This window comes from Arthrobacter sp. JUb115 (assembly GCF_004365035.1).
Taxonomy (GTDB): Bacteria; Actinomycetota; Actinomycetes; order Actinomycetales; family Micrococcaceae; genus Glutamicibacter.
The window spans coordinates 441,528-464,328 of record NZ_SOBS01000002.1 but is presented as its reverse complement, the minus strand read 5'-3'; the positions used below and the strand labels follow the sequence as shown (position 1 = coordinate 464,328).

15 protein-coding genes are annotated in these 22,801 nt (G+C 52.7%); 7 read left to right on the top strand and 8 right to left on the bottom strand.

What is annotated here, in order from left to right:
- Nucleotides 1-290 precede the first annotated feature (290 nt).
- Complete coding sequence (locus EDF61_RS05325; protein WP_133833483.1) at nt 291-3,803, top strand: CDP-glycerol glycerophosphotransferase family protein; 3,513 nt, start codon at nt 291-293, stop codon at nt 3,801-3,803.
- Between the two features lie 76 nt (nt 3,804-3,879).
- Here EDF61_RS05325 and EDF61_RS05320 read toward each other — a convergent pair whose 3' ends face one another.
- Nucleotides 3,880-5,094 carry a CDP-glycerol glycerophosphotransferase family protein gene (locus EDF61_RS05320; RefSeq protein ID WP_133833482.1) on the bottom strand — a complete coding sequence of 405 codons (1,215 nt, stop codon included), beginning with the start codon at nt 5,092-5,094 and terminating at the stop codon, nt 3,880-3,882.
- 421 nt (nt 5,095-5,515) lie between these two features.
- Between EDF61_RS05320 and EDF61_RS05315 the strand changes: the two genes are divergently transcribed.
- Genes EDF61_RS05315 through mutM form a run of 4 tightly spaced genes read left to right on the top strand, consistent with a single transcriptional unit; the run spans nt 5,516 to nt 7,885 of the window.
- A complete protein-coding gene (locus EDF61_RS05315; RefSeq protein WP_181148963.1) occupies nt 5,516-6,037 on the top strand; it encodes a YceD family protein in 522 nt (173 codons plus the stop codon).
- A gap of 2 nt (nt 6,038-6,039) precedes the next feature.
- A complete protein-coding gene (gene rpmF, locus EDF61_RS05310; RefSeq protein WP_013348816.1) occupies nt 6,040-6,243 on the top strand; it encodes a 50S ribosomal protein L32 in 204 nt (67 codons plus the stop codon).
- 3 nt (nt 6,244-6,246) lie between these two features.
- Nucleotides 6,247-6,945, top strand: coding sequence for a ribonuclease III (rnc, locus tag EDF61_RS05305; protein ID WP_105659217.1), 699 nt, complete (start codon nt 6,247-6,249; stop codon nt 6,943-6,945).
- A gap of 10 nt (nt 6,946-6,955) precedes the next feature.
- Entirely contained in the window at nt 6,956-7,885 is a 930-nt protein-coding gene (gene mutM / locus EDF61_RS05300; protein ID WP_133833481.1) for a bifunctional DNA-formamidopyrimidine glycosylase/DNA-(apurinic or apyrimidinic site) lyase, read from the top strand.
- A gap of 1 nt (nt 7,886) precedes the next feature.
- Here mutM and EDF61_RS05295 read toward each other — a convergent pair whose 3' ends face one another.
- The 5 genes from EDF61_RS05295 to EDF61_RS05275 form a co-directional block, all read right to left on the bottom strand.
- Entirely contained in the window at nt 7,887-8,615 is a 729-nt protein-coding gene (locus tag EDF61_RS05295; RefSeq protein ID WP_133833480.1) for a DUF6270 domain-containing protein, read from the bottom strand.
- 84 nt (nt 8,616-8,699) lie between these two features.
- Nucleotides 8,700-10,526 (bottom strand): hypothetical protein, encoded by a 1,827-nt coding sequence (locus tag EDF61_RS05290; protein WP_133833479.1) that lies wholly within the window; start codon nt 10,524-10,526, stop codon nt 8,700-8,702.
- A 124-nt stretch (nt 10,527-10,650) separates the two neighbouring features.
- Nucleotides 10,651-11,496 carry a hypothetical protein gene (locus EDF61_RS05285; RefSeq protein WP_133833478.1) on the bottom strand — a complete coding sequence of 282 codons (846 nt, stop codon included), beginning with the start codon at nt 11,494-11,496 and terminating at the stop codon, nt 10,651-10,653.
- A gap of 279 nt (nt 11,497-11,775) precedes the next feature.
- Complete coding sequence (locus EDF61_RS05280; protein ID WP_133833477.1) at nt 11,776-12,690, bottom strand: hypothetical protein; 915 nt, start codon at nt 12,688-12,690, stop codon at nt 11,776-11,778.
- Nucleotides 12,691-12,856: 166 nt separating this feature from the next.
- A complete protein-coding gene (locus tag EDF61_RS05275; protein ID WP_286172112.1) occupies nt 12,857-13,729 on the bottom strand; it encodes a serine hydrolase domain-containing protein in 873 nt (290 codons plus the stop codon).
- 104 nt (nt 13,730-13,833) lie between these two features.
- Here EDF61_RS05275 and smc point away from each other — a divergent pair, with 104 nt between their 5' ends.
- Complete coding sequence (gene smc, locus EDF61_RS05270; protein ID WP_133833476.1) at nt 13,834-17,406, top strand: chromosome segregation protein SMC; 3,573 nt, start codon at nt 13,834-13,836, stop codon at nt 17,404-17,406.
- Nucleotides 17,407-17,480: 74 nt separating this feature from the next.
- Nucleotides 17,481-18,926, top strand: a complete 1,446-nt coding sequence (locus EDF61_RS05265; protein ID WP_133833475.1) for a glycosyltransferase family 2 protein — start codon at nt 17,481-17,483, stop codon at nt 18,924-18,926.
- 136 nt (nt 18,927-19,062) lie between these two features.
- Here the strand turns inward: EDF61_RS05265 and EDF61_RS05260 are convergent, their stop codons facing one another.
- Together EDF61_RS05260 and EDF61_RS05255 are read right to left on the bottom strand one after the other, a co-directional pair.
- The gene (locus EDF61_RS05260; protein ID WP_166650698.1) at nt 19,063-21,132 is read right to left on the bottom strand and encodes a cell wall-binding repeat-containing protein; all 2,070 of its coding nucleotides are present in this window, start codon (nt 21,130-21,132) and stop codon (nt 19,063-19,065) included.
- A gap of 285 nt (nt 21,133-21,417) precedes the next feature.
- On the bottom strand, nt 21,418-22,653 hold the full coding sequence (locus EDF61_RS05255; RefSeq protein ID WP_133833473.1) for an MFS transporter: 1,236 nt from the start codon (nt 22,651-22,653) through the stop codon (nt 21,418-21,420).
- Nucleotides 22,654-22,801: the final 148 nt, after the last annotated feature.

The following is a 22,801-nucleotide window of genomic DNA, read 5'->3' as shown; positions in this document are numbered from 1 at the left end:
TCCTTGGTCCCAATTCGTACCATACGAATTGGGACCAATTGCTTTAAGCGCCAGATAATGACAACGCTCCAGTCGAAGCAGACTCTATGGCCATTTGCAGGTGTCCGTGGCGGTTTCAAACTGATTTGATCGCCCATGGGCGGTAATCTTAGACTGTGGATCACATGAAATGACGGCCACTGCCGTGTGGTGCTAGCGGCCTATTCATGTTGTACACGCGCGATTTCCAGGCTGTTCCGCTGAACGACTTAAGCGGGGGATAGCAGCTAAAACATTGAAGGACACTATTCGTGGCAGTTGAAATTCGAGCTATGCAAGACTTGGCGCAGTCAGCGATGCAGACTTTGCGTACCCAGCGGTTAAAGCGCAAAAAGTATCGCTACTACAGCGGCTACCAAGAGCTGAACCTTGCAATTCGTGATGAAGTTCTGCATCTGGACGCTAGCGTTGCCCATCCCGTGCAATCCGTTTCGGTATTACACGGTAGCCACATCGTTCTTTCTGTTGCGCCACTTACGTCTGATCTAGTCAAAATCGGTCACGATGAATCCCATCGAATCTATGCTGAGATCTCTCTGGATCCCCTTCTTGATCGGTGGCAAGACTATCGCGAACTCGCTTCCAGCAACGAAGAGCCGGAATCCAGCGTTCCTGATTCGGATGACGCAGATGACAACCAAGTGACTCTGGAAAATGACCTGTACGCCGGTACGGTTCGTCTTGCACTGACCTTCAGCTCCGAATTCGATCAATTGCCTCCGGGAATCGCATGGTTGCAGCTAACTGAAGACGGTGAACTGCTCAGGCGCAAAGAGGTCCGGGAACGGATCGACGCCGGGGAACTAATCCTCAACGGCCCTGTTATCGCCCACCGTATTCTGGGGCGGTTTTCGTCGACTACTTTTAGCCATGACACGGTCTATAATTCAGGCGAACGCAGCGTAGGACTTTATATCAATAAGAAGGCCGAAGTGGCTTTGGCCCTGAACCGTCCTCTACGCTTCAAATATCGAATTCGTACTGACATCACCCGGATCCACGACGGCATGCTGTCGTTGGGCGGAGTTCTGGAAACGCAGAGCGACCGGTTGTCCTCAGTCACTTTGCAACTGGTTGGACGTAAATCGGAATTTGCAGTTGAAGTTCCAGCGGAGCTGGTTTTCGACGAAAAGCATGCAGCAAAGCGCTTTGGACGTGCTATCTACAGCTGGTCAGCAACCCTGGATTTCAAATCTGCTGACTGGGAGGCGATCGATCGTGGCGATAACTACGATCTCTATCTGCTGGCGACTTCGAATTCCAGCGGTGAGCTTGCACGCATTCGAGTGACTCGTACCCCGTTTGCCGTGCGCAGCACGACGCGTGCAGATGCGGTGACAATCGGTGAAAAGACTCTAGCGATTTCTCCATATTTCACCTTCAAAGCAAAATCAACATCGGTGATTTTGGAAGTGTTCGACAAAGAAGCCTTTGCCGTACTTGCTAACGCTAAACAGCGCAGTTTCCCAATCAGCCAGCCATCGGATTCGAAGCCGATTTGGATCGTCGGCGAACTATCCTACAAGGCTCAGGACAACGGGCTGCATCTGTTCAAATACCTGCGTAAAGAACGCCCAGATATTGATGCATACTATGTCATCGATGAGAAAGCTCCCGATTTACGGAATTTCGATTCCATGGATCACGTCGTTTTCCATGGCAGCAAAGAACACTTTGAATTGGCCATTCGTGCGCAACGAGTCATCGGCACGCACCATGCCGATTACTTATACCCAACAAGGCACCATAGCTTCTCGTCGCGTTGCCGCGCTACTCGGGTGTTCTTGCAGCACGGCGTCATGGGAACCAAATGGATGGTTCCCAACTACGGCAAGAATTCACCTGGCTTTGCGACGGACCTTTTCATGGTTTCCTCTGAGCGCGAGAAGCAGTACATCGTTAAGGACTTCCTTTATTCGCCTGAAGAAGTCAAGGTCACCGGGCTATCCCGGTTCGATTCCTTGCTAGCGACGGATTTGAGTGTTAACGAGAACATGCTCCTGATCATCCCAACGTGGCGTGATTGGTTGCAGAATGAGGAAGTTTTCCTTGAATCGGACTACCTCGAGCAATGGAAAAACCTGCTTAATTCGGCGGAACTTGCAGAATTAGTCCAGAGGCATGGCCTGGAAGTTGTTTTCTGCCTCCATCCCAACATGATGCAATTCAGGGATCATTTCGCTGGCGCGCCCGCTCGACTAATTGTCCAAGGTGAAATTGACGTCCAGGAACTAATCAAGACCGCGGCAATCATGGTCACGGATTACTCTTCAGTGAACTTTGACTTCAGCTTCCTGCACAAGCCTGTTCACTACTACCAGTTCGATCGCTCTCGCTTCTTGGGACCGAGCGGATCGCATTTGAACTTGGACGACGAATTGCCAGGCCGCATTGCCTTTGATGCAGAAACATTGCTGCATGATCTTTCGCGTACCCTGCAACGAGGTAAAGCCATGGAAGACAAGTACCGTCAACGTGCTGACGTGTTCATGACCCACCGGGACCAAAACAATTCGCAACGCATAACGGGAGAAATAGAGCGAGCCGAGTTGCGTGGCAAACCCAACGTTGGCTGGCGTGCCGAATTGCCGGTTAAGTTGAAGAACAAGTTCCGAAGGAACAAGCGGTACTTTGACGTCATGCGCAAGCTATACAAGTTGTACAAGCTTGCTCCCATGGAAGAAGACCTCATCGTCTTCGAATCGGGTCTCGGGAATCAGTACGGCGACTCTCCTCGGTATATTTACGAGGAATTGATGCGACAAGGTGACACACGTCGCAAGGTATGGGTTTACTCGGGAAAGCACCGCTTCTCCGATCCTTTGACGACTACCGTTAAGCGATTGTCCCCAGAATATTTCTGGCATCTCGCACGGGCAAAATACTGGGTGAATAACCAGAGCTTCCCGCACTATGTGAAGCGTCGCGCGAAGGGAGTGTTCCTGCAGACCTGGCACGGAACACCACTCAAGCAGATGGCACTCGATGTTCGCGAAGTTCAAGGCCGCGATGAGGGGTATCTTGAGCGTGTTACACGAGCAACGCGCCAATGGACGCACCTCATTTCGCCTTCTCGCTACACGAGCGAGATCATGCGATCCGCCTATGCATTCTCAGGCGAAGCCGTGGAGCTTGGCTATCCCCGAAACGACATCTTGACCGGTACCGACGTTGCTGAGCAAGAAAAGCGTGTTCGCGATGAGCTTGCGATACCCCCAGGAATCAAGACCGTACTTTACGCGCCGACATTCCGTGACGATGCGGCTTCAAGCCGCGGTAAATTCAGATTCGACTTGCCAATGGATCTGGAGGAGTTCGACCGTCGTTTTGGCGAAGACACCATCTTGATGTTGCGCATGCATGTGCTGGTATCAAATGCCGTGTCGATTCCGGAGAGCCTGCGGCACCGCATTATCGATGTCTCGAGTCATCCAGATATTCAGGAACTATACCTTGCTTCTGATGTATTGATTACTGATTATTCGTCGGTATTCTTCGACTACTCGCTGTTGCGACGACCAATTATCTTCTATGCATACGATCTGGAGAACTACCGGGATAATTTGCGTGGTTTCTATTTGGACTACGAGAGTGCGTTGCCTGGCCCAATTGTTGAAGAAGAGAACGACCTTTGGGATGCACTATCGTCAGCTTTGGCGGGGGCTGATCTGCCAGGGGTGAATCGAGACGAATTCATTCAAAAGTTTGCCCCAAATGATGACGGGCATGCCGCGCGGCGCGTTGTTGAGCGCTTCTTCAAATAAGGAAGACACCGCAGCTTATTGAAATTGCGGTGCCGGGCCTCCTGCAGGCCCGGCACCACTATGCTGCTGAAGCTGGCTAGTGATCAGTGACGCTGTCTTCTTGCACTAGCGCCAGCGTTTCTGCAATGAAACGTTGCATGCTGGCACCGGGGGAAACGTCGCCAAAGTAGTAATTGACCAGACCTCGTAGCTGCGGGTTGTTGCCGGCCAAGGCTTCTCGCGCCAGCCGGCTGATTTCCGTTGCCGCCGCAGCTGTAAGGGCAGGCACCTGTTGCAGCGCTGGAGATTCATCAACGGTAGCCTCGGTCGACACCGGTTGCGTCACGAACATTGGTTTTCCTGTAGCTAAAAAGTCATAAGCAACTGCGGAAATGTCAGTCACGCAAAGGTCGGCAGCTGACCACTGCCAGCCCCAGTGGGCCGAGTCATCGAAAATGAATTGGGCTTTCGAAGTTTCGCTGTGCGCCCTCAGCTGTTTTCGGATTCTTTCTACGCCTTGCCCATAGGGTTTCGCACCCAGTCCAGAACGTGGATGGGGGCGAAAAATAACGTTGAATCCGCCGTCCTTGATCAAGGCGTCAATTAATTGTTCACCATGGGATAGTACGGAGCCATAATTCATGGAAGGCCGGTCGCCTTCCCAGGTTGGGGCATAGAGAAGCGTCGGTAGTTCCTTATTCAGGTCGACAGGCGACGCATAATCCACATCTATTTGCGGACGCCCAATTAACCGGCATCGCAACGAAGCGTCGAAATTGCGCAAGTGATTTACCAGGCGATCTCTAGCTGCTTCACCGGCTGAAAATACATAATCGTAGGCCTTGAGCTGGTTGGACCACATGTAGGCTTTTTCGCTTTCGCCATGGCAGATGAAGACATGATTAGGCGCATTGAACCGCATGATTTGAAAGTTCCGGATATTTTGATTCACGTAGAACACCACACGTAGATCCTGGGATTGCATGAATCGCTCAACATCTACCACGGCGGGGGCGAAGTGAATCGGTAGCGGGCATTCCTTGCGCAGCGACAGCGCAGTATCTGGACTTCGTGCGATGATTACCACCGGCACGAACTCTGCCAAGGCTAAAAGCGGTTCGTACCATTGCCTGATCTGGTAGGCGTTGGCCATCTCATCGGGAAAGTGCAGCGCTACCTTGTACCGGTCAGCGTCCACGGGCAGGTGGCGTAGTTCTGTGGCGTGGTTCTGAATGAACTTCAGGTGTCGCCGTGTCTCAAAGCGCGATTGCACTTTCTTGACGACGCTATTGACGGTTCGTAACACTTTCACGGAGAATCCCTCACCACTTAATTCGAAGCATGACCAAGCATAATTCGCTGGGCAAGCTTTCTTCGGGATGTTTGCTATAAGCCGTTTTGCGTCGCGCTCGTCCCTGGCGTTATTCCGATTCTTCTTCGAAGTCCGCGGCGCGGATTGCAAGGTCGGGAATGTTGGATTAGCAACGCGTGCAAGTAGGGATTGGCAGGTCGTCTACGATATGCTGTGGTGAGTGCAACACCGGCATCGAGCTCTGAAAACTGGTTTCAGTTTGGGAACTTGGCCTACGGCAAGCTAAGATGAAATGTCGGACTATGTTTCTATAGGAGTCATCATTAGCGAAAAGCGTTCTGATCGATCGTCACACGGCGAACTCGATCGCAACTCGCCTCTGGTTTTTTCAACCAGGGAGCTCGGCCGTTCGCCTGGCTCAATGAAAACTCTCAATGAGCAGGTTTCGGCACCCGCAGATGTGGGAAATGCACTTATCGGTATTCGTGGAGGATCTGAGCTTGACTTAGATCTTCGCTTTGAAGCCGTGCATGAAGGAATTCTGGTATCGGGTACCGCTACAGCGCAAATCGCTGGGGAATGTGGACGATGCTTGGAGCCCATCGAGTACGACTTCGAGGCTGATATTCAAGAGCTCTTCTATTATGAAGAGAGCGAAGAATTCGAAGACGATGATGATGTGGATCAGTATTGGGTGGTCGGTGACTTGATTGACATCGATCCGGTAGTACGGAGCGCAGTGGTTACCGCCCTGCCGTTCCAGCCGGTTTGCCGGGAAGATTGCTTGGGGCTCTGCAGTGAATGCGGAATCAGTCTCAACGATGACCCTCAGCATGATCATGAGATCCTGGATCCACGTTGGGCAGCGCTAGCGCAGCTGTCCGATATTGTCGCAGAGGATGCGACAAATGATAAAACGTCAGACAAGAGAGAAGAGAAGTAGTCGTGGCTGTTCCAAAGCGGAAGATGTCCCGTGCGAATACTCGTGCCCGCCGTTCTCAGTGGAAGGCTACCGCACCGAACCTGGTGAAGACCGTTGAAAACGGTCGCGTAACCTACAGCCTGCCTCACCAGGCTAAGGTTGTCACCGACTCGGCTGGTACCGAATTGTTCCTTGAGTACAAGGGTCGCAAGGTCGCAGACGTCTAAGACATGTCTTCAAAAGAAGAACTTATGAAGCGTCTCGGAATCAATATTGATTCCGAGACGTTTCGTCTTGCATTTACCCACCGCTCATATTCCTATGAGAACGGTGGCATTCCAACGAATGAACGCCTTGAATTCTTAGGTGATTCAATTCTTGGCTTCTGCGTTGCAGAATACCTATACGCAACTTTCCCGAATTTGCCAGAAGGCGATCTCGCGAAGCGGCGAGCGGCTATTGTCAGTACCCGCGCCTTGGCGATCATTGCCCGTGATTTGGAAGTGGGGGAGCACCTGCTCCTAGGACGTGGGGAAGCCCAGTCCAACGGAGCCAATAAATCCTCCATTCTGGCAGACACCATGGAAGCAATTCTTGGGGCCACCTACTTGGTTCAAGGCATGGAAGCTGCGCGCTCGTTTGTGCTTCGCTTCGTCACTCCACTGCTGGAAGATCATCGGCTGCTGGGCGCGACGACTGACTGGAAAACTGTAATCCAGGAAGAAGTAGCCTCCCAAAAGCTAGGCGAGATGCACTACCAGGTCACTGGTTCCGGTCCTGACCACGCACGCACTTACCTTGCCGAACTCCGCATCGGAAACGAGGGATACGGCCAGGGGCATGGGCCATCCAAGAAGGAAGCTGAGCAGGAAGCGGCACACAAGACTTGGCTGTTGCTGCATCCAGGTGAGCAGCTACCTAAGGGATAGCGTTTAGTTCATGCCAGAACTGCCAGAAGTTGAAGTGGTCCGAGAAGGACTGGATAAGTGGGTTCGCACTCGAACGGTACTAACCGCTCAAGTGCTGGACCCGCGGTCCGTCCGCCGTCATACCGACGGCGTTGAAGATTTTGAACAGACATTGAGCGGTTGCTCTATCGCTTCCGTGGTTCGCCGGGGCAAGTTCCTCTGGATGGACCTCGAAGGCCTTTCAACTCCGGCAGCATTGGTTGCCCACCTCGGCATGAGCGGCCAACTTCTTGTCGAAGAACCTGATGCTCACGATGAGAAACATCTAAAAGTCAGGCTCTCACTCAGCGAGAGATCCGATTTCCCCAGCGAACTGCGTTTCGTAGACCAGCGAATCTTTGGGGGAATGTTTATCTCCCCACTGGTTGCAACAACCGATGGGTTGCCTGCCGGAGCCGGGTCGCTAAAAGCATCGATCCCACAGGCGGCTGCTCACATTGCCCGAGACGTGATGGATCCTCACCGCAAGACCGAAGACCTGTACGTCGCGCTTCGCAAAAAGACGACAGAACTCAAGAGAGCCATTCTGGACCAGGGGATCATTTCCGGAGTCGGCAACATCTATGCGGATGAAGCACTTTGGCAAGCAGGCCTTTCAGGTTTGCGCAATACTGGCACTATCAGGCGTCCAGAAGTGCAACGCCTCAATGATGCTTTGGTTGATGTGATGACACGCGCCCTCGCCGCTGGTGGTACGAGCTTTGATTCTCTATACGTGAATGTTAACGGCGCTAGCGGTTATTTCTCCAGGTCCTTGAACGCCTACGGGCGCGAAGGCAAAGCCTGTTTGCGTTGCAGAGAAAACGGCCGTGAGTCTCTGATTCGTCGTGATCCCTTCATGGGCCGTTCTTCCTATAGCTGCCCAGTGTGCCAGCCGCGACCACGCCGTGCACCGAGATAAGCTACTTTTCTGAAATTTGGTCGAATACTTGCACAAGGATTTCCTGATAGTACTCCGGCTGATAATGATACGGTGAACTACCCCATTTATGATTTTCATCGGATAGGCTGATATCCAGAGACGGTTTTATTGATCTAAAACCCAATTCTCGAAGGTACGAAAAATATGGTTCGTATAACTTATTCGCGTAATGAGCGGACCAGTTTCTGAATTTAGGAACGTTACTGCCTTGACAAGAATGATCAGTCCAAATGGTCTCAATGTATATGCTATTGCTGAATAGACCACATTCTACGAGAATATCTTTGAGGGTAAGTACTCCTTGTTTCCAAAGCTCAAAGTGTTGGCTGGTGCCAAAATGAATCTTAGCCTTGGCATACGGAAAATCATCTAAAAGACTTGATTTGGATAGTTCCGCGGAGTTCGTGATGTATCGCCCGCCCTGGAGTCGATAAACTCCTAGTCGTTCACTTAAGATGTCAAATAGGAATACTTCGACTTCATTCGATTTTTCACGCAAAGTAGAGAAGAGCGAGGACTTAATGTCTCCGACTACCATCCGGGAATTAAAGTTTGTCGATGAATTTGCTGTGTTAATTCGTGTCTCGGGTAGCGAGTTGGCGCTAATAAGCGACTGGCGAGCGATGTAACCCGTTAAATAATGTTCATCCTTGACCAGTTCATAGGCATCCCTAGAAACGCAGCCACCGTATATGAAGAAATTTACCATTGTTCCTGCGAAATAAATATTAGTAGTTATGAGAGAAAAGATTATCGGATACTGAAGATCTTAACCTAGTAAGACTATTCTTAATTACCCGAAACTGAGCCAAGACATGATCCCACCCAAACTGTAAAGATCACGGAGTTGCTTCTTGTTTAGTGAACTTGCAGTTGATAATTTACGAATGTATTCGATATCGACAGTTCCCTGTAAAGCAGTACCATTCGTTTGTTCGAGAGCGCTAGATAACAGTTCTTGTCCAGTCTCCTTGTAAACTATCTGCCAAAAATTAACTCCCAATCCGTTGGCTTCCTCCACCTTAGCTTTGCGTTGCGCGGCATTAAGTTTGGGTTCGGTGGCATTTAGGCGTCGAAGAACGGATAGGAAAGTGCTATCAGCTTCACATTCAGGTGTGAGCCCTTTTACAAAATTAATTTTCTCGTTATTCTTTGGCCATGAACGTAATTCTCGTCGATTTCTTAGTTGTAATAGGTCTTGGCTGAACCTGTCGTAATCGAAGGGCCATGATAATAGATCAGGTTTCAGCGAGTCTAGTAAATCATGGCCAATGAGATTTGCCGATCTGACATGTTGCGTAGATCTTCTGGCTAATTCGAAACCAGCAACAGAATACAACGGGTCAAACCTAGAGCCAACACGACTCCATAATAAAGACGTCTGACCGATATGGTAGCGATTCCGATTATGCGTATAAAACGCATCGCCTATGAAACTGGCATCCTGATAAAGATGGGACAAGTGATCGAATTTTTTTGTTAGTAATGATGAAACGTTCGCGATTGCTTCTGGCGAAAAATAGGTGCTCTTGGTATTTGCTGTGGGCAGATAGCTTGATATAAGGAGGCTGCTATCAAGTCGACCAAGTGAGTCGGTAATTTTTCTGTTTCCAAAGAATGTTCGAAGCACTTCTCCGTAGCCGCCGCCCATTGCGCTAACTGGTACAGAGATTTCTCGACCGAACGGGCCCGTATTAGTTATTCCACCACTCGCAAAGAGTGCGCCCATTAGTCGTTCTGACATGTTCGTCGTTGGTGCAGTCGTGAGCCCTGCCCCGTCTACTCGTTGTAGGCCGTATTGTCTCGTCAGGCCATCGGCGATTATTCGATCGGTGGAACCTTCAGGGCCGGAACAGAATATATTGACTCGATCTCGCAGTTCTAGGTTCAATACTGCGGAGAGAACTAGGCGTGAGTCAAAACCGCCTGTCAAGTGTGCGGTGATTTGCTGAGAATTCGTCTCTGCTATTGCTTGGACAGCGCCTTGGACGTCAGATCGAAGAATTGTAAACAAATCATAGAGCGATGCAGAGTCAAGGCTCTCGCGAATCTTGTAATTCTTTGTAAAGATTTGATTTCCGTACAATACGAAATACTGAAAAGGCTCAAGTGAATGTACACCCTTGTAACTTGCAGGTGTGAGCCCTCCGTTGCCAAGCATGAGACGCTCTACCTGAAACAATGGATCCTTTTCCAAGATGATTCCATGTGTCTCGGCTGCATGTACAAGTTCTACGATGCTGGTAGAAACGAATGCTTTGCCCTGCTTATTGAGAGAGAACGCAAGTGCACCGCCCAGTGGGTCAGGCAGACAAGCGCTCCATGAATCTACTGAATCTTCAATGAATAGTGCACCAGGGTTTCGTGCACCTTTCGACCACCAATCAGCAAGTTCTTCAATACTCCACCGTTCCGCTGCTTGTGGTAGTGACGAATCGAGATCCGCAGTTCGCTGAATGCATGTTCCGTTTAGAATTACGCTTCCATCGAGCCAGAATCGTCGTGAACCACGAATAACGGGATCTTCATTCCGTTTCACAACTGTGTTTATTGGCGCCGAACTGATTGAGGTATGCGGTAACCCCGTAATCACCGGAGCATAGGTCTTAGTAGAAGCCATACGTCTAACCTTACTATGTGATGTTTGTTCAAGTCTCGGTGGGCAGTCCCCGTGACTACGAGCAACCTGAACCCAAGATGATAATCACGAATGAACGGTGACTAGAACTGGAAGTACGGGTGCCTCAACTGGCAAAATTTGATAGCCCTGCGTTCCAATTCGGAGCATGGTTAACGAGTGACTTAAGAGGTTCCATGTATTCGTTCGCAGGAGGGACTATGTGCCCCTTTCCCCAATTCTGGATCTTAAAATGAATATTTGATTGCTCACGCGTAGCAGCCTCAAAGCGCGAGAAATGATTCTCGTAATACAGTCTGTCACCAGTATTTTGTATGTATGCCACGGTATTTTCTCTTCCTTTGGCGTACCACTTTGACATGCTTGTTGGAATTTTTGCGGCAATCATTTGTGGGTTCCATCCCGGATACGCTTTTCGGGAGTAGTCGTCAAAGCGATCAGGTTTTCCGAGAAGTTCAATGCGAGGATTCATCACTAATGCAACTGACTCTGGAAAGTAGGTACTGTAATGAAGAGCCGCATATCCGCCAGCGGAGGAACCAAAAAAAATAAGATGTTTTTCTTGCCCGGGACGTTGTGTCAGGGCGATGATTGACGGGATGAACTTACCAGACGGAACTCGTTTGGTGCTTTGGTGCCAAAAAGTGAGTAGTTTTTCTGCTCCGCCACAAGCGGAGTCGGCGAAGGCGAGTAAGTTGACACCGAGCTTCTCAGCGAAACGCGATCCGGTAAAAATAGGATACTCAACGGTTTTAGGTCCAGTTGCCGCATGGAATGTGACAAGGGTCACCGGAGAATTTCGGTCTTCGAAATAGAAATCGAAATATCGTCCGTTGGATTTGATAATGGTAAGCCCTTCAGAAAGACCTGCACGAAGTGCGCTATCAAAGTCGTCAAATATGCGTCTACCGCGGGAAGAGTGCTTCTTAATGTTCCTGGTACGATTCAGCATATCGAGGACCTTATCTGGGGCTGGATAGTTATTTTGACGGTCGATGGCTTCGTGTTATCGCAACGAAATCTCATTTGACCCATTGCGGGTAAACGAGGAGCGCGCATTTTGTTTCGTGACTCCGGCTTTAGGGTAGGAGTGTCCCGCTCTTCTTCATATCGAAAACATGGGCAATTTTCGAGGGATGAACCTAGGTCGGACAGTGCGAGCTGCTTAGCGGGAAGCATTGTCAGTCTCACTGGCTTCCGTTTTTTGATGAAGTCAATTTGAGTTTGCTTCTTAGAATTTTAAATCTTTGGCATTCATCGAGAGGTCCATTAATTGTTCCAAGAGGCTACCGATTAGGGTGGACGGTGGTGGTGCGTGCCCTTCGGCGAATTCCCTGACGAAGACGATGTGATTATCGTCCAGCGAATTGATCCCTTCTTGTAGTTCTTTTTGCGTCGTCATTGACCAGAGGGGCTTGAGGTGTTTGCTCCGATGCCAATCAGCACTGTTCTGAAGGTAAATAACACGTCGGGGCGCGGTAAGAGTCTGGCTTCGCAAAACGTGGGTGTGTACTTTGGAATCGGTTCTGCTCTTACAAAATTGTTTCCAATCGGGTGAGCCTAAAGTCGCAAAGGCGAAATTAAACCGACTTCTCAAGTATGCTTTTACGAAGCGTTCTGCGTATTCATATATATCCGTTTGTGGATTCCAAACCAGCGCGGTCGAGTCTCCTTTGAACCTTGAAGCGATATTTAGCGCAGCAAATCCACCTCCTGATCCACCTATGAAAATCAACTCGCGTTTAAGGCTCTCCTGAAGGACAGTTAAAGTCGCGAGTAGATTAGCTGTGAAGTTGTCGGTTGGACCACCTGTGTACCAAGCTAGGCTTAAGGAAGCGTCATCATCGAGGCTTGGGTCCGCGACGGCGATTAGTGGAAGTTTTTTATTGTTCGTCAGTCCCAGTCCGGAAAAGAATGGCCCTTTCTTATCTCCTCGTGAAGAGATGGCACCTGTGAAGAACACTGGTTGTGCTTTAAAATCTGACGCATTAATATATTCATTTACATAAATGTCAATTGGGGATTCATCTTTACCAAATTGAATGGTGTGGATCCCCGGTAGCATAATCCAGCGATTTTTAAAATCTGACAAGTTGTCCCATACGTAGTGCAGAACTTGCCACTGCCTGTAGTTTTTATCAGTCATTGAAATCCTCGTTAGTTCTGGATGATAGGTGTTGAAAGGAGTGAGCTGTAATAGTGATTATGCTTAGAATAGCTGTGATTCACACTGTTTCTATATCTGTTGATCAGTCTAGCTGTTTTGATCGAAGATCAAACTAAAGGATCGTAGGCAGACTGACTCGGAATAACTAGTTATTCCGAGTAATTTTCGTGGCGACTAGAACTTGGTCATTGAACGGGGCCCAAGTGTCAACAGCCCACTGGCCAAAGCTTTTATCGGTGAGCGTCACACAGGCCAGACGATGTTTAGGGTCCACCCAGAGGAACGTACCAGACTGCCCAAAGTGTCCATAGGTGGACGCTGGATGGCTTGCGCCTGTCCAGTGCGGCGCTTTGGACGATCGGATCTCAAACCCGAGTCCCCAGTCATTCGGGTTCTGCCGGCCATAGCCGGGCAGAATTCCAGCGAGGTTCTCGAAATGCACACGCGTTGCCTCGCTCAATGTTTCTTGCGCCACGATAGTTGGGGTCAAAAGTTCGGCAGCGAATTTTGCCAGGTCGGCAGCGGTGGATCGGCCATCCTTTGCGCAGCTGCCGGCAATTTCTGTATCAGCCATCCCCAGGGGAGCGAAGACCGCTTCCTGGGCATACTGGGCCATGCTGATTCTGGTCTGTTGTTCCAGATGCTCTGCGAGCTTTTCAAAGCCGTAATTCGAGTATCCGCGTTTAGTCCCTACGGCAAAGCGGATGGTTCCGGAATCAAAGTCATACCCGGCTGTGTGCGCCAATAGGTGGTGCACGGTTGAACCCTCTGGCCCTGCAGGGTCTTCGAGGGTGATGGCTTCTTCTTCCAGAGCAACCAAGAACGTGTAGGCACTGAGCAACTTGGTCACCGAAGCCAAGGGGTAAACACGGGCAGTATCACCGTGCTGGTCAACGATTGCACCATTGCCGTTCACCACCACGGATACCGCGTTGTCACTTGGCCACTGGTCAATCTGCGTCAGAATGCTCATAGAATGATCTATCCCTCGATTTTCTTCCTCGGATTTTGCGAGCACAACCAGATAATCCCCAGTGCGCTTCGCTAGAATTGCGACAAGGATTGGGTTTGATTGCCCAACCCAACTTTAGCGATTTCGCCCAAACATAGGAACTTCACGCCGTGCATCTCAAGACTCTCACCGTTCGCGGATTCAAGTCTTTCGCATCGGCGACCACTTTTGAGTTTGAACCGGGCGTCACGGCTGTTGTAGGACCTAACGGTTCCGGCAAGTCCAACGTGGTTGACGCGCTGTCCTGGGTCATGGGTGAACAGGGTGCCAAGACGCTTCGCGGCGGCAAGATGGAAGACGTGATCTTTGCTGGCACTTCTGGCCGCCCACCACTGGGCCGTGCCCATGTGTCCCTGACAATCGATAACTCTGATGGCCAGCTGCCTATCGACTATGCAGAAGTCACTATCTCCCGCACGCTGTTCCGTACTGGTGGATCCGAATACGCCATTAATGGAAGTTCTTGCCGTCTTCTGGACATTCAAGAGCTGCTTTCGGATTCCGGTCTGGGTCGAGAAATGCATGTGATTGTCGGTCAGGGACAGCTGGACCGCATCTTGCACGCTACCGCTGAAGATCGGCGTGGTTTCATCGAGGAAGCGGCCGGCGTGCTCAAGCACCGACGGCGCAAGGAGAAAACCCTGCGCAAGCTGCAAGCGATGCAGGGAAATCTGGATCGTCTTGAGGATTTGAGCGCCGAGGTTCGCCGCCAATTGGCTCCGTTGGGACGGCAAGCGAAAATCGCTCGCCGTGCGCAGACGGTGCAGCTTGATGTCAGGGATGCAAAGTCCCGTCTGCTGGCAGATGATTTGGTCACACTGAACAACAAGCTGGCCCAGGATATTGATGACGAATCCAAAATCCAAGCTCAGCAAGAAGACGCTGCGGCACGCCTGGAACGCATCAAGAAGCACATCGCTGAACTGACTGCCCAGATGGAAACCATTACCCCGCGACTGGTTCAGATCCAGGAAACGTGGGTTTCGTTGAGCACGCAGGCAGAGCGTTATCGATCGCTGGCCGCGTTGGCTCGTGAACGCGGGAAATTGCTGGAAAGCAATGAAACCCATTTCGATTCCAGCCGTGATCCTGAGCGTTTGGAAGCTCAAGCTGAGCGAATGAGCGAAGAACTTGAGGAACTTGAAGAAGCTCTTGAAGACCGCCACGAGATTCTTGCTGAAGCTGTAGAGGCTAAAGAGCAGGCCGAGGAAGCATCACGCGCCGAACAGCAGCGGATGGCTGCCATGCTCCGTGCCGCGGCGGACCGTCGAGAAGGCATGTCACGGCTCGCCTCGCAGGTGGCTTCCGCACGCAGCCGTGTCGACGTGACCCGGGCCGAAATATCCCGCCTCCAGGAAAGCGTCCAGTCCTTCGACTCGGACCTTGAACTGGATTTGCGCTCTCACGCAGAAGTTGCCAGTGATCTTGAAAAACAATTGGCGGGCGAAGCCCAACTGAATATCGATTTTGAGAGTGCTGATCGGGAACACGCAGCATTGTCAGAAGAGCACAATGCCGATAGTCAGCGTGAACGCGAGCTATCGGTGCGTGTTTCCGGATTGCGTGCTCGCCTTGAAGCCCTGAAGTTGAACTCCAAACCAGATGATCAGTCATCACAGCTTCTTGGATCAACATCCGGACTGCTCCTCGGCCGTTTGGGGGAGCTGATTACGGTTAATCCGGGATATGAACAGGCCATCGCCGCGATTTTGCGTGACAGTGCAGAAGCTTTGGTAGCCAAGAACCTTGGTGATGCGTTGGAGCTCATCGAAGCCCTGCAACAGCAGCAGGCCAGCCAAGTATTCCTGCACGCCGAAGTTCTGCCAAGTGGTGCAAAGGCTACTGCAATGCCTAATGCCGTCAGTGCTCGTGAAGTTGTAGCTGCCGATGGCCCACTGGATAGCTTGCTTGATCAGCTTCTTGTTGGCCATTACATCATTGAGGAAATGAGCCAAGCTCCTGCGGCCTTGGTGCAGAACCCATCTGCGTTGCTCACCACCTTGGATGGCATCACTGTTTCGGCAGTTCGCAGTTCCGTGGGGGACTCAGCAGGCGCTTCCCTGATCGCGCAGCAGGCCTTAGTGGAACAGACGGAAACTGAACTCTCCCAGTGCCAGGAAGAACTTTCCACAGTCGAGCACAGATTGGCTCAGCGGGGACCAGAGCTTTCCATCGCTCAGCAACAACGCGATGAGGCCCTGTCGGCGCTGGCTGAATCTGATGCCGCCATTGATGAATTATCCTCGTATTTGGCACGTCTTGGACAGAAACTTCGCAGCGCGCGATCGGACAAAGCCAAGCTGGAAGAAAAGCTCGAAGCAACGCTGGAGAAGCTGGAAATCGAGCAGGAATCTCTGGAAGAGATTACCGAGCGCATGGAGCTAGCTTCAACGGATCAAGATGAAGAAACCGTTGATGACGCGGCACGAGCGGCTCTTGCAGATGCTGCAGCCGCGGCACGACAGCAGGAATTAGAAGCCCGGCTTGCCTTGCGCAGTAGTGAAGAGCGCGTTTCTGCGTTGCGTTCGCGCGTTGAGGGTCTGCGCCGCACTGCGGCAGCTGAGCGCAATCACCGTGAAGTTGCAGCTCGTCGAGCGGAGCAGCGCAAGGCGCAAGCAGCCAATGCGATCCGTATTGAGCAAGCTGCTGAGCGCGTCCTGCGTTTCATTGAAGTATCGGTATCGATGGCTGGCCAAGAACGCGAAGAGCTGGCTGGAAAGAAATCCGAACTGGAATCCATGCTGGGCAGCCAACGCAAGGAAGCGGAGCAGCTCTCCGCCGAGCTGGCCCGTCTTGCTGATGCTGTGCATCGTGATGAGATGGCCCGTGCGGAACTGCGGATGCGCATTGAGAATCTTGAGACCAAGGCCCTGGAAGAACTCGGATACACCCCTGATCACCTCATCGCCAACTACGGTCCAGACCAGCTGATTCCGGAGGCCCTCGACGAAGATGACAAGTGGGGCGCGCTGCGGCAAAACGTTGATGAAGAAGGCAATCCTGTCGGCACCCGGGCATATGATCGCGTCGAGCAGGAAAAGCGGCTGAAGAAGTCCGAACGCGACCTGGCGGCCTTGGGCAAAGTCAATCCGTTGGCACTTGAAGAGTTCGCTGCCTTGGAGGAACGCCATAAGTTCCTCTCCGGCCAGCTCGAGGATTTGAAGAAGTCCAGAGGGGATTTGCAGCAGATCATTGCCGACGTTGATTCCCACGTCGAGCGGGTGTTCACCGAAGCCTACAACGACACCGCCGTTCAGTTCAGGCGGATCTTCGATCGCCTCTTCCCAGGCGGCGAGGGCCAGCTGGTGCTCACCGATCCCGAGAATATGCTCACCACAGGCATCGAGGTGGAAGCGCGTCCGGCCGGCAAGAAGATCAAGCGGCTCTCGCTGCTCTCCGGTGGAGAGCGTTCGCTGACTGCTGTCGCGTTGCTGGTCGCCATCTTCAAGGCTCGCCCGTCGCCGTTCTACGTGATGGACGAGGTGGAGGCGGCCTTGGACGATATGAATTTGGGACGCCTGATCACGATCTTCGAAGAGCTGCGCGAGTCATCGCAGCTGATTGTGATTACCCACCAGAAGAAGACCATGGAAGTAGCTGATGCTCTGTACGGCGTCACTATGCGCGGAGACGGGGTTTCTACAGTGATTAGCCAGAAAATGGAACGAGCTGTGACGACGTAGCTATTGCGGTAAAGTAGGGATTTGCAGGGGCGAACTTGCATGCTCCGTAATTCACTGTCTCTACTGAGGATGACATGGCATTTTTCCGTAAACGTATCAATGATAACCCTGCTGTTTCGAAGAGTCCGGCACATCGGGAAACAGGGGAGGAGGATGTCCTCCCGAGCGGGTCGATGCTCCAGGGATCTTCTCCATTGGTGAGTGTGGTTATTCCCGTTTATAACGCCATGCCGTTCCTTACGGAACTGCTTAATTCTCTAGAAGCCCAGGACCTGGAACCAGAAGAATTTGAAGTCATTGCAGTGGATGATGGCTCGACGGATTTTGGCGGAGAGATTTTGGATGTCTATGCGAAGCGAAATTCGAACTTCATCGCCTTGCATCAAGAGAACAGTGGTTGGCCGGGCAAGCCGCGCAATGTAGGCATTGAAAATGCGCGTGGAGAATATGTTTTCTTCATCGACAGTGATGACCGGCTCGGTCCCCAAGCGCTCAGGCGCATGACTTCATTTGCGCTGGAGCATGACGTGGATGTCCTCGTTCCGAAAATGGTCGGTTTGGACGGCCGGAGAGTTCAAGCGAAGCTGTTTGAAAAAACAATTCTCGATGTGGACTACGACTTCATTCTGCGGACCCTTTCGCCGCAAAAGATGATCCGGCGACGGCTTCTCAATTCGCATGGCATCCGCTTTGTCGAAGAAAAAGTCAGGCTTGAAGATGGCATCGCCATGGTCGAAGCCTATTCCGCTGCTCAGCGAATCAGCATCCTGGGCGATTACAACTACTACGAGATCCGGCTAAGGTCGGACGGCCAAAATATTAGTACGCAGCAAATCGATCCTGCCGGTTACGTAGGTTCTTTGACCAAGATCGCGGAAACTATCGCGACGTACACTGGGCCGGATCTGGAAGTGGCCAGGAAGCGCATTGCCGGATTGTTCGTTCGCAAGGGTTTGCGTTTCTATGACGGACAACGTTTCCTGCGTTATACCGCCGAACAGCGCGCAGCATGGGTGTCGAGCCACAAGAGCTTCTTGGAAACCTTCCATCTGGATAATTCTGCAGCGCTCTTCAAGCCGCAAGAGGCAAAGCTGGTCGACGCCATCCTCGCCGGCGACTTGGAATACCTGGAGCAGCTTGCCCAGAATAAAATGGAAGCTGAGAAAGCGCCTGCAGTTGTTTCGGTCGAGAATACTGCTGAACGCATCTGTCTGGTCGTCGATTTTCCAGTCTCGGGACCGTCGCCAATCGGCATTCATATAAGGGATCGAGACACCGAAACCGTGGCAAGAGGCGAGCTTGCAGTTGACGAAAGCGGATCGCGGCTCACTGCATCTTTCCCGCGTGCCGCCGTGCTTGAATCGATTTCTCGCTTGGGCAACATCTTCATCGAGTATCAGGGCGTTCCTGCAAAGCGGATCAGGATGGGGAAAAGCGTTGCGAGCCAGGAATTCTCGGGTTTGCTGGTCTACGCAACAGCCAATGGGTATATGAGCATAGATGCTCGCCAAGCTAAGTAGCACCGCGCTATAGGGAGCCGGGGTACCAGCCTTTCCCGGGACAGGCTCCCTCCTGCAGAACACAGAGAGGCTCGTAGTTGCCCCAAACAGCAACTACGAGCCTCTGTGCAGCTAGGCGAACCCTAACTCGCAACGCCTACGAACACGTATTGAGGGTTCCGTCATTTCGGTAGGCAACAGTCTCGTCGAGAACCAGCGGACCGCCAATCAGCACATTAGTCCAACCTTCCATGCCGGTCAGCGCTGAGCCTATGGACTTAGGCAGGCAGGACTTTTTAGCCAGCAGCACTGGCGCGCCGTTGTAGCCTGCAGCAACGGCACCGCTCAGTCCGTCGGGGAAGCTCTTGCCGTTGGCAATGAACTGGCGCTGCGCACCATTTGGCCAGAAGGCCTTCGCGATGACAGCACTGGTGTCATAACGTGATTCTCCGCCGTAACGAGCGATCCTGGCATTCGGAAGCGCTTTTCGGATCTCGTTTTCCGCATTTCTGGAGATTGCCAGTGGCCCACCAGCCAAGTACACGGTGGAGGGATTCAGGCGCTTGAGCTGCTTCAAGATGGTGCTTGGCACGTATTTCTTACTGCTCAGCAGCAATGGAGCCTTGCGGTCTGCCGCGACAGCTGCCATGGACAGGGCATCAGGGAACGAGCGTCCAGATGCCACAAACACGTTCTTGGCAGAAGACCAATTCGTAGCAATCTCTGCGCTGGTTCCATAGCGCGTGTTTCCTGCTTCTCGGGATACCGGTGCATACTTCTTCAGCTGCGTGAACGTCTTGCTGCTGACTGCGGTTGGGCCACCTGCAATGACGATGCGGGACGGATTGAGCCGCTTGATTTCCGCAGCCACTGCGCTCGGCAGATAGGCCTGCTTGGTCAGCAACAGGGGTGCATTGTGGCGGTTGGCCAGCGAGGTAACTGATAGTGCGTCAGCGAAGTGCTCGCCGGAAGCCACGACAACAGTTTTGGCCCCGTAGGGGAAGGTGCGCTTGGAGATCGCAACAGGCGTTCCATAACGGTTGGCGCCAGACATGCGTGATGGGCCCAAGCGGGTCGGCCAGACATCCATATTGCCAAAGTAGCTGGTAGTCAGCTTGTACTGCGTGCTGCGGCGGTTCTTCGCGAAGTCGCGCAGCGACGTCAGATCGCCGTTCCACACGTTGGCATCCACATTCTTCGTTGACCCCAACAAATTGGAGTTGGAAGAATACTGCCAGACATTGAACGTGGTCCAGCCTTCAGGAAGTTCGCGGGGATTCTTCGCAACGTCAGCGGTGGGGAAGATCGAGACATGCAGTGGCCAGGACTTGAACGCTGCGGAATCACCCGTGCACTCATCCCACCACGACTGGGCCGTGTAGATCATCGGCAGGCGACCGGTCTTGGCCTTGACAGTATTGCCGAAGTCCTTGATCCAGGTAACCAATTGGGAAGGCGTCATGCCGTAGCACATATCGCCCTTGCCCTGCGGATAAGCGGTCTTGTTGTACGGGTTCCACTCGATATCCAGCAGTGGGGGCATGGTGTACCCGTCATTGGTCCACCCACCACCGTTAGCCATGAATTCCCTGGCCTGAACAGCACCGGAAGAATGGGCAGGCATGGCGAAATGGTACGCACCGCGAATCAGGCCGGCATTGCGCGACTTGGTGTAGTTCTGGCTGAACTTAGGGTCCTTGTACAAGGAAGAAGGCCACGACTGGGTGGCCTTGATGTAGGCGAAACGTGCCCCGTTTGCCTTGGCAGTGGACCAGTTCACGTCGCCTTGATGGCGGGAAACATCGATCCCAAGGGTGCCCGGTGGACGCCAGGTTCGCAACTCATCAAGGGAAGCCGGCGCGCCCACCTGGAACGGAACTGAAGTCGCAGAATCATTTGAAGACAGCTTCGCGAGATCCGCTAGCTCATCCATGGTAGGGATCGTCGCGTCACCGGTTTCGGCAATTCGCTTGGCACCCTGGCCCAGCTGGGCATCGAGGTGCTCGAGCTCCATTTCGGCCAGCGCCTTGTCGGCTAGCTGTACGCGTTCTTTCTTGGAAAGATCATCGTCTTTGGACAGTGCCTTGGAAATTTCTTCAGCTGCTGGAGTGGCAATAGCAGCCGGCGCACTTGGTGCTGGCGCCTCGGACTCAACTTCGCTGGTGCTGGTCCCGGTGGCCTCGGCCTCGCGAGACGGCGTAGACGATGGTTCCGGCGCATCAGCCACGGTAGCAGTGGGCGAGGGAGACTGAACAGTTTGAGCGGAGGGCTCTTCTGTTGGCGAGGCGAACCCCGGACCAGCAGAAAGCGGGATGGAAAGTGCGGCTATAACCGCAATTGATAGAGCTTTGGATCGTCGCGTCCGGATAGCCGGCATGGATTCCCCTGAATAATCGAGTGCAAGTGAAATGGCGAAAGCCTTTGCTAGTATATCTACCCGATGTTTCCCGGCAAGATTCCGGGAATTAATATCGCCGCCGATGCCAAGGGAAATCTAAAACTGCGGAATTGCTTAATCGGCCAATTCCACCGGTTTTATGGTCTTTGGAACCAACAGCCAGGCAACCACTCCGACCAGGCCCACGACAGCCGAAATGTTGAAGGCTAATTGGAAGCTGATCATGTCGGCCATGGCCCCGGCCAGCAGCGGGCCGATGATGGAGCCTAGATCGGTGCACATCTGGAATCCGGCCAGTGCCTTGCCGCCGTTGCGGCCGGAACCAATCACGTCAGCCACGGACGCTTGCTGTGCTGGGCCCAGCAGCCCGCCGCCAATGCCTGCCAGGACCGAGAAGACGATGAAGCCAACCAGGGAGGTCGAATACCCCATCGCGCCAATGGACACGAGCAGGACACTCATGCCAAGGACCACGGGGATCTTGCGTCCAATGCTGTCTGTCAGGCGACCGGAGAACACCAGCGCGCAACCATTGCCGATGGCAAACACCGTCATGGAGATTCCGGCGGCCGTGGCACCCATGGTTTGGCCGAACACGGCCAAGGCGAAAAGCGGGATCATGCTGTTGCGCACGCCGAACGCCAGCCAGCCGTAGCTGAATCCGGAGAACAATGCCGCCCGGTAGGCGGGGGAGACCAGCGCCTCGCGGGTGGTCACCACTTCAATATCGGAATGCCTTGATCGCGGGTTTGCCGCATCTGCATCCAGATCGCGGCGACGGCCCAAGGCCATGTAGACCACGCCTGCGGCAATCACCAGGGCGGTGCCGTAAATCAAGAACGGAATACGCATGCCCAGCGGGGCAAGCAAGGTTCCAAGAACCGGGCCGAAGACGTTGCCCAAGAGGAACGAGCCGGCATACAAGCCCGAGATGCGTCCACGGGATTTCTCCGGAGCCAGGCGCGCAATTAATGCCATGGCTGAAATGGTGAACATGGTCGACCCGAAGCCGCCCAGTCCACGAGCAATCAATAGCTGCGTATAGTCCTGGACCACAGCGCAAAGCAAAGTCGATACCGCAACTAGCAGAACGCCGGTGACGTAGATCTTGGGCTCGCCGAGCTTCCCTACCAGGACGCCTGCTACCGGTGCGAAAATCAATCGGGTAAAGGCGAAAATGCTGACAATAATAGTGGCGGCCGCATTGCCGACATCAAAGCTCACTGCATACTGGGGCAAGATGGGGGCGATGAGCCCGAAACCCAATGCGATGATGAATGCCGCAACCAGCAATACGCTGATCTCTTGGGGGATGGGCGCCTTGGCAGCACGGGTGGTTTTCAATGCCATATCAATTGAACAGATGGTTCTGCCGCTCAGCGAGCAGTAACCCTCAGCCTTTCTGGAACGACGAACGGGGCTAAGCAACCCACCTGCCAGTCTAGCCTTGAATGCAAAATGCGCTGATGCTGGTGCTGCCTGCCATATGATCCCTAAA

What these genes read in the sequence shown, in the direction of transcription:
- EDF61_RS05315 (WP_181148963.1), top strand. Translation starts at nt 5,516, where the DNA reads ATGAAAACTCTCAATGAGCAGGTTTCGGCACCCGCAGATGTGGGAAAT.
- rnc (WP_105659217.1), top strand. Translation starts at nt 6,247, where the DNA reads ATGTCTTCAAAAGAAGAACTTATGAAGCGTCTCGGAATCAATATTGAT.
- mutM (WP_133833481.1), top strand. Translation starts at nt 6,956, where the DNA reads ATGCCAGAACTGCCAGAAGTTGAAGTGGTCCGAGAAGGACTGGATAAG.
- EDF61_RS05295 (WP_133833480.1), bottom strand. Translation starts at nt 8,615, where the DNA reads ATGGTAAATTTCTTCATATACGGTGGCTGCGTTTCTAGGGATGCCTAT.
- EDF61_RS05290 (WP_133833479.1), bottom strand. Translation starts at nt 10,526, where the DNA reads ATGGCTTCTACTAAGACCTATGCTCCGGTGATTACGGGGTTACCGCAT.
- EDF61_RS05285 (WP_133833478.1), bottom strand. Translation starts at nt 11,496, where the DNA reads ATGCTGAATCGTACCAGGAACATTAAGAAGCACTCTTCCCGCGGTAGA.
- EDF61_RS05280 (WP_133833477.1), bottom strand. Translation starts at nt 12,690, where the DNA reads ATGACTGATAAAAACTACAGGCAGTGGCAAGTTCTGCACTACGTATGG.
- EDF61_RS05265 (WP_133833475.1), top strand. Translation starts at nt 17,481, where the DNA reads ATGGCATTTTTCCGTAAACGTATCAATGATAACCCTGCTGTTTCGAAG.
- EDF61_RS05255 (WP_133833473.1), bottom strand. Translation starts at nt 22,653, where the DNA reads ATGGCATTGAAAACCACCCGTGCTGCCAAGGCGCCCATCCCCCAAGAG.